Origin of the sequence: Brevibacillus ruminantium (assembly GCF_023746555.1) — a bacterium.
GTDB lineage: Bacteria > Bacillota > Bacilli > Brevibacillales > Brevibacillaceae > Brevibacillus > Brevibacillus ruminantium.
Genome location: NZ_CP098756.1, coordinates 1 through 9489 on the forward strand (window position 1 = coordinate 1; position 9489 = coordinate 9489).

At 48.0% G+C, this 9489-nt stretch carries 15 protein-coding genes; all 15 read right to left on the minus strand.

Annotation, left to right across the window (positions count from 1 at the left end; translation table 11 throughout):
- Positions 1–98 precede the first annotated feature (98 nt).
- The 15 genes from NDK47_RS27540 to NDK47_RS27610 all read right to left on the minus strand — a co-directional run bounded on the left by NDK47_RS27540 (position 99) and on the right by NDK47_RS27610 (position 9428).
- Positions 99–359 carry a hypothetical protein gene (locus NDK47_RS27540; RefSeq protein WP_251876519.1) on the minus strand — a complete coding sequence of 87 codons (261 nt, stop codon included), beginning with the start codon at positions 357–359 and terminating at the stop codon, positions 99–101.
- A 136-nt stretch (positions 360–495) separates the two neighbouring features.
- Positions 496–1452 carry a hypothetical protein gene (locus tag NDK47_RS27545; protein WP_251876521.1) on the minus strand — a complete coding sequence of 319 codons (957 nt, stop codon included), beginning with the start codon at positions 1450–1452 and terminating at the stop codon, positions 496–498.
- Between the two features lie 4 nt (positions 1453–1456).
- Positions 1457–1762 (minus strand): hypothetical protein, encoded by a 306-nt coding sequence (locus tag NDK47_RS27550; RefSeq protein WP_251876523.1) that lies wholly within the window; start codon positions 1760–1762, stop codon positions 1457–1459.
- A 13-nt stretch (positions 1763–1775) separates the two neighbouring features.
- Positions 1776–3296: a fibronectin type III domain-containing protein gene (locus NDK47_RS27555; RefSeq protein WP_251876525.1), complete on the minus strand. Its 1521-nt coding sequence runs from the start codon at positions 3294–3296 to the stop codon at positions 1776–1778.
- A 97-nt stretch (positions 3297–3393) separates the two neighbouring features.
- The gene (locus NDK47_RS27560) at positions 3394–3537 is read right to left on the minus strand and encodes a hypothetical protein (RefSeq protein ID WP_251876527.1); all 144 of its coding nucleotides are present in this window, start codon (positions 3535–3537) and stop codon (positions 3394–3396) included.
- Between the two features lie 4 nt (positions 3538–3541).
- Positions 3542–3763 carry a hypothetical protein gene (locus NDK47_RS27565; RefSeq protein ID WP_251876529.1) on the minus strand — a complete coding sequence of 74 codons (222 nt, stop codon included), beginning with the start codon at positions 3761–3763 and terminating at the stop codon, positions 3542–3544.
- Between the two features lie 169 nt (positions 3764–3932).
- On the minus strand, positions 3933–4319 hold the full coding sequence (locus NDK47_RS27570; RefSeq protein ID WP_251876531.1) for a hypothetical protein: 387 nt from the start codon (positions 4317–4319) through the stop codon (positions 3933–3935).
- Between the two features lie 3 nt (positions 4320–4322).
- Positions 4323–4628: a hypothetical protein gene (locus NDK47_RS27575; RefSeq protein WP_251876533.1), complete on the minus strand. Its 306-nt coding sequence runs from the start codon at positions 4626–4628 to the stop codon at positions 4323–4325.
- 538 nt (positions 4629–5166) lie between these two features.
- The gene (locus NDK47_RS27580) at positions 5167–6411 is read right to left on the minus strand and encodes a protein rep (RefSeq protein ID WP_251876506.1); all 1245 of its coding nucleotides are present in this window, start codon (positions 6409–6411) and stop codon (positions 5167–5169) included.
- A 531-nt stretch (positions 6412–6942) separates the two neighbouring features.
- On the minus strand, positions 6943–7164 hold the full coding sequence (locus tag NDK47_RS27585; RefSeq protein ID WP_251876508.1) for a hypothetical protein: 222 nt from the start codon (positions 7162–7164) through the stop codon (positions 6943–6945).
- Positions 7161–7424 (minus strand): hypothetical protein, encoded by a 264-nt coding sequence (locus tag NDK47_RS27590; protein WP_251876510.1) that lies wholly within the window; start codon positions 7422–7424, stop codon positions 7161–7163. Before NDK47_RS27590 ends, NDK47_RS27585 begins: the two co-directional genes overlap by 4 nt.
- A gap of 16 nt (positions 7425–7440) precedes the next feature.
- Positions 7441–7731 (minus strand): hypothetical protein, encoded by a 291-nt coding sequence (locus tag NDK47_RS27595; protein ID WP_251876512.1) that lies wholly within the window; start codon positions 7729–7731, stop codon positions 7441–7443.
- The gene (locus tag NDK47_RS27600) at positions 7731–8435 is read right to left on the minus strand and encodes a hypothetical protein (protein WP_251876514.1); all 705 of its coding nucleotides are present in this window, start codon (positions 8433–8435) and stop codon (positions 7731–7733) included. Before NDK47_RS27600 ends, NDK47_RS27595 begins: the two co-directional genes overlap by 1 nt.
- Complete coding sequence (locus NDK47_RS27605; RefSeq protein WP_251876516.1) at positions 8404–9018, minus strand: zonular occludens toxin domain-containing protein; 615 nt, start codon at positions 9016–9018, stop codon at positions 8404–8406. Before NDK47_RS27605 ends, NDK47_RS27600 begins: the two co-directional genes overlap by 32 nt.
- Entirely contained in the window at positions 9015–9428 is a 414-nt protein-coding gene (locus NDK47_RS27610; protein WP_251876518.1) for a hypothetical protein, read from the minus strand. Before NDK47_RS27610 ends, NDK47_RS27605 begins: the two co-directional genes overlap by 4 nt.
- Positions 9429–9489 lie beyond the last annotated feature (61 nt).

Below are 9489 nucleotides of genomic sequence, written 5' to 3' on the forward strand. Positions count from 1 at the left end.
AACAAAAAATCAACCTGGCCAGCTCATTTTGTAAACATTCCATCCGCAGCCGGTCGTTTTTTTGTTTACAAAAACGATCAGCTGAAGCTCACATCTGTTTACCCCATGAACGGAATGAAACCCTTGATAAACTTGATTGTCCAGATCACGAGAATGATTGTGATGAAACCCAAAATCAGCCCCGCAACGATCATCAAACTATCCAGTGGAAAGATTGTATTCCACTTCGTGATGTACGGCTGAAACACAGCCCATTTCTCCGTCAGCTTGTTCCACGGAATCGAAATAGGCTGCACCCAGTCAGCCACCTTCTCCAAGAAGCTAGAAACATAGTTGAACATCCCGTCTATCGCATTCAACGAAAAACCCCCTGTCTACAAAAAAGCCGGCTGTAGCTCACAAACCGTATACAAAAAAGCAAAGACCAGGGCAAAATCTGTTTACAAACTCCTGGGCGATCCGCACGCAGCTGAAGAAAAAAAGTATACTGCTTACTCAAATATCTAGTTTCGGTTGCAAGTAACGAATCAGGAATAGGAAGAACAACACCCAAACAGCAGCGTCCATCAACGCCCGCATAACTTTTAGGTACTCTTTCCAATCTGTCAAATCGATCAAGTAATGTGATCGGCCCGTTCCGAACCAGTCCCGTTTCTCCCCAAACGTCAACTCAGACAACGGCCTATTCGTCGGTGTATTCGTAAACATGTCCTTCGTCTTGTCCATTTGCTTCTGGATATCGTCAATCGGCGTTTTCTCAAACAGGTTTTTAGCCGCTTCTTCGAGTCGCGCAGCTGCGGCCGGACTCGGCGTGAACATCGTCTCAATTTGCTTACTGATTTTTTGGAGCATATCCAGCATCTTCTGGAGCAAAGGAATAATCTCGGCCAACTTCGCCAAAATCTCCTTCAGCTTTTCCAGAATCGCATACAGCACAGAAATCGCTTCCTCGTCCTTAACCGGGAGAGGTTTCATTTGTATTTCTGGCGTGACATTCGACCACGCGACGGCATACTGACCATCACCCTCGATCTGCACAGCTACAACCTGAAAGTAAGAGCGAGTACCAATCAATTCGGCGATGGAGGGTTTCACGATATAAAAGCCCGAATCGATAAATTCCCCTGTCTCTTCGTCCTCTACTTTAAGAGGCCAAAATTCTTCGACGATTTTACCGTTGGCTATGAGCAAGAATTTGTCGATCTTCCGCTGCTTAATCAAACCCGGCCACATTGCAACCGCAATATTTACTAGCGTGTGGCTGATTGATGACTCGTCTACCATGATGGAGATTCCGTTCGGCTGAGTCGGAGGATTATCCCGATCTCCGAAACGAATATACCCGTCACCTCGCAAGTCAACCGGACTCTTATAGTAGGCAAAAACGGGCGAAACAACCGAAAAAAAGAGGCTAGTCACGAGAGCAACTAGCCACCATTTTTTTGCCTGCATAGGCTTACTTCGCCATGGACATCCAGCCACGGAAGATGCCCCAAATCCAACGAATTCCAAAGATACCGATTGCAATCAAGATAACCGCGCCGATCACATAGAGCGCGCCCACCTTCATCGAAGTTGCGCCCTCATCGAGCGTTCCAATAACGTTGTCCAAATCAGCGTTGCCTGTGTTAACAGCAGCGAACGAAGGAGTAGCAGCCGTCACGAAAGCAGCCAAAGCTAATGCACCAGCAGCAATCTTTTTCGCCCCTTGTCTTCCTTTTGTTACTACCTTTTGCCCCAAAGATTTCAGCTTGTCCAACACAAAAACCTCTCCTTTACCTGAATCGTTTTAAGGTGTCATTGATTTTGGTACGTGAGTCGTAAGAACCGCCCTCACGCACTCTATATTCCTTCCCGTTGTGGCTGTAAGTTCGGTATCCTGACTCTTTCCCGGCACCGCCCCCACTCCCCTTACGGGTATTGGAACCAAATTTGTCGTAGAGCTTTCCCGCAACGAACTGCGGGTCAAAGAAAGCAGGCGCTTTCTTCTTACGCCGCCGTTTCCCACCGCCGCGGGAACCTCCTCGTCCTTTTCCTTTGCCTCTTGCCGAAGATGCACCAGAAGCACCACCAGAGCCACCAGAAGCACCAGCCATCCACTTTTTCCAAATTTGAAATATCCAGAGAAGGCCGAACAGCGCTAAAGCGATCAGAATGCACCAGAATACAACAATCATCCCGCCATTTTTGATCGGCTCTAGCCCGTCTTTCAACTTGTCCAGTGCACCGTCCAAATCCTCGTTACCTGTGTCTGGATCGCCCAGATCAGGAAGGCCCGTCGAAGGCGGCGGATCAGGCATCGGTGATGGTGGTGGCCCCGGAGGCTCCGGTGGAGGCTCTTTAAGCGTTTTTGCCGTAACCTCTCTTTCTGCCTGTCCGATCTCATTCTCCGCAACCAAACGGTAGGAATAAGACGTATCCGGAGAAACAGCAAAATCCTGATAGTACGACGAAGATGCCGGAAGCTGCCTCAGCAACTCACCGTCTCGATACAACAGGTATTTCGTGTGGTTCTTCGCCGCGAAATTCAGAACAACGCGATCATGGCTGACACGCTCCACCGTGAAAGACTCTATTTCTGGACGTGGCGGCGGAGGCCCTAATGTCCTTACGAAAATCGTCTTCTCCGTTTTCGATTCCGGCGATTTGTTAGTAGTAACAAGCTTGTAGGTATAGGTCGTACTCGGCTGTAGCCCCGTATCCTGATAGGAACCCGGCGCCGTGAAAGTGTTCAGCAAAGTGTCGTCACGATAAAGCGCAAAAGAGGTAAAAGTCCCTTCCTTTGCTGAAAAATCAAGCGTCACACTATCAGGCGATACATCCCTGGAAGAAAGGGTAACTCCCTCTGGTGGGGGTGGTGGAGGAATCGGGTAAAGCTCCAATTCGTAGTAGGTACCATAGTTCGTACTAGTAGTATTAAAGACGACACTCTTTACACCGTAAGCCTCGAACTCATAAGTTTCTGTCGTCCAACTAGTCCCCAATGGTGCCCTGACGTCTACCCCATTTTCATCCAGAAAACGGACATTAAGCCCCCTCGTACTCTTCATGTACAGCTTTCCAATATCAACGGGAGTATCAAAGGTGTACTTCGCTACAGGGTGGAAAGTCATTCCCGTTTCGCTATTGCCGTCAGTAAGAGTGGCCGGGTCACCTTTTCCGATAACCTTAACCTCAGTAGGAAGCTTCCCCCTCAAGTAACCGGGCGGAACGTCGTTAGACGCAGCGTTTACAAACCCTCCCAGACTGTTAAAGAGTAAGAGCAGCAGCAGCAGCACCTTCCAAGAAAATCGCACCTAGCCCTGCCTCCTTTGAAGGGCCTTTAGCAGCCCCAAAAAGTAACCAAAAACGATTGAACCGAAAAAGTAGACTAGAGCGTTCCCGTCAACCAACCTATTTCGCCTCCCAGTTGTCGACATGTACCACTGTCTCCGTAACCGTAGTAGACGACCAGAAGAAAGACCAGAACAGGTGGAACAAAAACGAAGCCCCTGCCATAACTACGAACGCCTCTATCAGCGCAACGTACTCACTCACGCTATCACCGCTTTCCAATCAGATAGCCAACGACGACCCCTAGCGAAACAGCGACCACGAAGAACAGGACGAGCAGCCAGTCATGGATGGAGCCAACTGTTTCCGTCAGGGCTTTCAGTTGGTCTATAACCGTGTCCATTTTCCCGGAAATCTCCTCTAGCAATTCGTCCGACACTCCGTTTCCCCACTCGGCGCTAGATTCTGATTCTATAACCTCTTCTTCCATGCGAAACCTCCCTTTTGGGCTCTGCCCAAACCCGCCGGGGAAACTTTTTCCCCGGACCCCGTATAGCCTCCGGCGGCCAAAGGCTATGCCTTTGGAATCCCTCCCTCGCCGGGTGGCAACCCCAGACAACGGGTTGTCTGGGGGATCAACAGGGTGGGCTTTAGGTGAATCATTCAGCCAGGTTACCCGTCGTCAACTCCTTATCCTCCCCCATTACATGGGGTCCGGTACCGTTGACAACTACTGAGGTGGAAAGGTCTTCTTCCTGCGACACGTTTCGGCCTAATTCGACAAGACGGTCAGCAATCCACATCCAGCCGGACTTTTCCCGTGTGACGATGTTGCAGAAAAAACTCGCCGGACGAATTTGTCCGACGAGGAAGCGCTGATGTATGTGCACTTGCATATCCCGGTCGTACACAAGCAACGGAACGATTTCACTGTCTGCCTGCTGCGAGCCGAACTGTAGCAAATCCACCACACCATAACGCTCCTGCTTCGCGTTCTCACGGAGCCGGAACCCCACGATATATCCGCTAATCGCTACGCGCGGCATCTCCTAGCCCGCCATCTCCACAAAGTTGAGCATCTCGACAGGCTCAATCGCGCTGATGGTCAGCGCGACCATCGACTTGCCGTTCCGCGCAGTCTTTGTTGTTCGATTAAACCGGGCTCGGTAGATGCCCGCGCCCATAAACTGCTCATACACTCCATATGCGAGGTTTTCCGTGATCGCGTGATAACCTTGCTGATCGTCTGGGCGGTCAGGAATCTCGCTCAGATCGACATACGTCATCTTGCACCCACTGATATCCCCGTCCATTTTGTAACGGTCTACTCCAAGCACAAGTACCATTGCCTCCATCGTACAATTCCCCCTAAATAGTTTTGGTTACCAAAAGTTTGTGGCCTAAAAACAAAAAGAGTCCGCGCTTGGCGGACTCTTCCGTTCGTAATTAGCACCAAACATACCATGATTGCGTTCAAACGCTTATCACAGTACAATGGTACACGTGGTATGCACCTACCGGCCAAAGTAAGGTGCTGCCACAGGGGAGAAGACGGGTCCGCCAAGACAAGCGTCTTCTCCTTTTTTATCAAGTTCTTACGAACTAGTTTTCGCGTGGCGAAAACTGTTTCCGAAACCATACTACCAAAACAGGGAAATGCTGTCTAGTCCTTTTTTTCCAATTCCTCTTTGTGGCGTAGGAGCAAAGACTCAATCAGTTTGCTAGGTTTATCCTGCTGCTGCCGAAGCCAAGACATTAACCAACCCGGCAATACTATCGTAATTGACTGCTTCTTATCCTGCTCTGACTTTCTTGGTCTAGGCAATGAATAACCCCCTCCCTTTTCTCCCATAGCAGGAAAAGCATAGCAAAAGGCTATCCATGCGGATAGCCTCACGTCGAAATATAGTGATTAACCCCCGGCTGCCATCGGTAAAGAGTCTCCAGCAAAGCCGACTGACACGTAGAGCAGGTGCATTTCTCGTCCTCAGTCACACCAACCAGATCGGCGTCGTCAGCTTCCGGGTCTACCATCTTCTCTTCCTGCTGCAACCTATTCCAAACTTCTTTGAGCAGCCCGCCATAAGCCTTGAGGCGACGCCTGGACAAAACGAGATCGAAAGCAAACACCGAAAAATCGGTTTCCTCCTCGTCGATCTTGTGCTCCATGTAGGGTTTCTGCTCGTTTCCGCACGTACATTTCCCGGAACAGTAGCAACCGTCCGAAAAAACGACCAATTCCCCGGGCTTAACAGAATATTTCGCTGTCTCCGCGATAGCTGCCCCCGTCAACTCTCGCGAGTCGCCTACCTCCCCAATGTCCAGACCGTAGTCTGCAAGAAGATCGGCCTCGACCTTTTTGTTCCTTTTCGGTTTAACCACCTGTATATGTACCAATGGAGTATAAGTAACTTTTAATGCTTTCTGCCACATCTTCGTCCATTCAGCCTGGTCAATATAAGTCTTTGCAGACTTAAAATAAGTCGTCGGCACACACAAAAGCACGTGCAAATGCGGATGGAACGTCCCGTACCATTCAGAATGCTTGTCCAAGTTCCGGGTAACCTCCAAAGAGCGATACCAGCCTAAAACAGCGTTCTTGAATCGCGTATACCTCGACAGTTTCCGAAAAGCCTCCATCAACTGAGTAATCCCCGCATGTAGTTCCTCAAACGGCATATTTCGAACCGTTAGTGTCAGAAACAACCAACGTACTTTCTGCTGCTGGGCCACTTCGTGACCTACACGTTTAATCTGATGAGCGATCAGAAACGATCTTCGCCAAGCACACATCGGGCAAAGCCTTGACCTACAGAAACTCGCACCTGTCAGCTGCTTATGGCCATTCGCACACACACCAACCTTCAGCCAAGACGCGCAACTAAGAATATTCTCAGCCTTCCGGTCGTACGGCGTTCGCAGCTTCACAATGTCGTACACTTCCCCATCTTCGTCAGCGTGCCATTGATACTTTGCAGTATCAAAATGGGTATTGTTCGCGAGACGAAAATACGATTCCGCAACCTGTGACGAAAAAAACTTGTGACGTCGCCAAGGTTGTTTCCTGCCAGTTTTTGACGACAAATTCAGGATTTCACCCATATTGCTTTGAGCTTGTCCATGTTGTAAAATAGACATGACAAAACGAAGCCCCTTTCTGGTATGAAGTTGGTTCGGACAAACTGACTATACCACAAAGGGGATTTTTTTGTCTATTTCCGTTCAACCACCAAAAGTGGCTTAATCCCTTGTGGCTCTAAGTCGCAACCAACTTTCAAAACTGACCAGTTGTTTCTATAGTATCAAGATAAGAAGAAACTCCACCGGGGGGGCTGCTACGCAGCCCCCCCGGCTCCGTTTCTCAGTCTTTTCTTTCAAAAAACCCCAACTGATAGAAAACCTCCATAGATTCCTCTGAACGCCGCTCTAGTTGATCAGCAACACCGTTAACTCCCCAGCAAGGCGAACAAAAACGCAAACTCTTCTTTTCCTCCCGCAGCTCCTCAATTTCAAAATGGGACTTGCAGCACCGACAAAAAACCCGTCCATCTACAGCCGTAGGCATAAGTACAATCTCTGCCATACGCTTCCACGGTTTCCGACCTGCTCCCACTGGCGGCCGATCTGGAACCTCCCACTCAGTCCCGTTATTAAGAGTAACGATCTTTTTCACAACTCTCCCTCCCCTTTGAAAAAACGAAATAGTGGCGAGCTCTCCTCATAACCACGTTCGTCATAGCGACGAACAATACCCTCAAAATGGAACGAATAGTCTGCCTCGTCATCTTGCATAGCTTCTAAAAAATTATCCAAATCCCACATTTCAACACCATCGGAAACCATTGTAAAACCAGCCTTCTTAGCCTCTTTAATCAACTCTTGAATAGTCATTCTTGATTACCTCCCTGTTCTTCAAAATGGGAAAGCCAATCTTTCCCTACAACTTCAAAACCAACCGCTGGATTCCAATAGCAAGACGAATCCCTATGACGATAACTAATATAGATCGAGCTATACTTCCCCGTTTCCGTCCACTCTTTCGCCAACTTCTCAGCCTGACCCGATGTAGTAACAGACTGCTGCTCCGCCACATTTTCCAAAAGACCACCAACAGTATCAATCATCTCAAACGCCGTAACTGTATAACGCATATTACATTCCCCCTCCTTAACGGATCGTTAGTAATAAATTTAGTGCTTCCTTACTGATTTCCTTCGACTGGGACCAATGATGCAAAAGGAACTTCACAAAATCCGAGTCCGAGTAAATACGAAGTTGATTTTTTGCTGCTCGAAATTCTTCCTTAACCGCCTCATCCAGATGCAAATGGCACTGTTTCTTTTCGTAATATCCGATCAGCTTTTCGATTACCTCATACTCTGTCCGCGCTTGCAGTTGTCTTTTCAAGTCCTCAACCTTCGTTTTTACCTCTTCTGGCACTTGGATAGGTTTCCTCATTATCTCTCCCTGACCTCCTTCCAAAACAAGAGATCCGACTCATGAGCCCTAACTATCATTTCACGCAAAACACTACTCTGTTTCACCTTGCCGACCCTGACCGCCGCATCAATATCACTCCAGATATGGGTCGGCAGCGTAAGACTTACCTTCCGGGTCTCCCCAATAGCCGGGCGACCGCCCCGGCGCTCTTTCAGTCGTTCGTTCGCCTCTTCTAGTTCCTTAATCCTTTTTAGTAACTTTTCTTTTTCTGGATCGTTTTGATCAGGTTCCTTTTTCATTTCAGTTTCCTTTTCTTTTTTTGTACCTTTTTGTATTTTAGTAACTTTATCACTTTTATTTTCGTTACTATTATGAGAAACGTAATCATAATACTCTTGCGATTTATAAAGATCAATGTGTTTATCATAAATCTTTTCCCAAACTTTACTATAAAGTTGTTCAGGCAATTCAATACCGTCCTTTATATGGATAAGGTAACCTTCATCAATTTCATAATCAAACGTACGGCGTTCCCCCTTGTACTGCAAACGAACTTTCCCGGTAATTTTCTCCATAACAACTACCTCCTTTTTGGTTACCTTTATTGTAACGTAAAGGTTACCAAAAAGCAAGTAGTAACCAAAACTTTTTTGCGACTTTTTGTTTTGGTTACTTAAAATATATGTAACTTTATCTTTTAACCAACGAAGCAGCCAAGCCATCAGCCGCCTCCAAAAGCATAGACTCCTGAATATTCCGGTACCACTCAAACCTATCCGACGTCATAGGCGCTTCCCCTTGCGTCTCCTGAGCTTTTTCAAGAGCTACCTTGTGTTTTGTGTCATACTTCCCAAAAAGGGACGGAGAAAGATACCACAGACGTTTTCCGTAATTGTCTCCCCCCCTCTGAGGATTCCGACAAGTCACTGTTACAAACCGATCAAATTTAAAGAAAATATTATACTCGAACTGGATAAGACGTCTTAAGGGATAAGCCACATCGTGCGGCGATTGAGCCGTCAAAAGGAGGTCAACCCCATCCTTTCTGTGCTGGCGCAGTTCCATCCACGTCTGCGGTGGCGTCGAATACATCGTGAGCTGATCGAAAACGATACCCGCCTCATCAACAACAATGAGCGCGTTCTCTACTTTCCCAAGGACTTGCAGAATGTCTGAAAAATACTCAGCCCCTTGAAGGGGATAATTCGCATAAACCTTTTTCCCCTTCTTCATCTTCTTCAAAGCCCACCTAGAGGCTGTCAGCGTCTTTCCAAAGCCCGGCAGTCCCGTTATGATCTCGATCAAGAGTAGTCCCCTCCCCGATAAACATACTGACTCTCATCCACGCTCGTTGGCCAAGGGTACCCCACCGCCGGGGGTGCTCCGCCCCCCGAACGGTGGGGTACCCCGGCAGTATTATAATTCATTGCCTGCTGGCTGAGCGTAGCGCGTAACGCATCGCGCTCTTTCTTAATCGCTTCATACTCAACCTGCGACCAGTGAACACGGTCAAGCTTCAGAGAGAGACGATAATCTCGTATAGCAGACAAAGCTTTTTCCAAAAACTTACCCAGAAAGAAACCCACAACGAGGAATAACAAGGCATGAGCATATACGGCCCCCACGATCGTCACCAGCCCACCGAAAAAAACGGCGATCACCAGTGTAATAAACTTCCCTTTTTCAAATTTCTTCGAACCCTGCTGCTGCTCCAATAAATTCCCCTCCATATACACTTTTTTTGATCAATACCCACAGATCACTACAATAACCGTA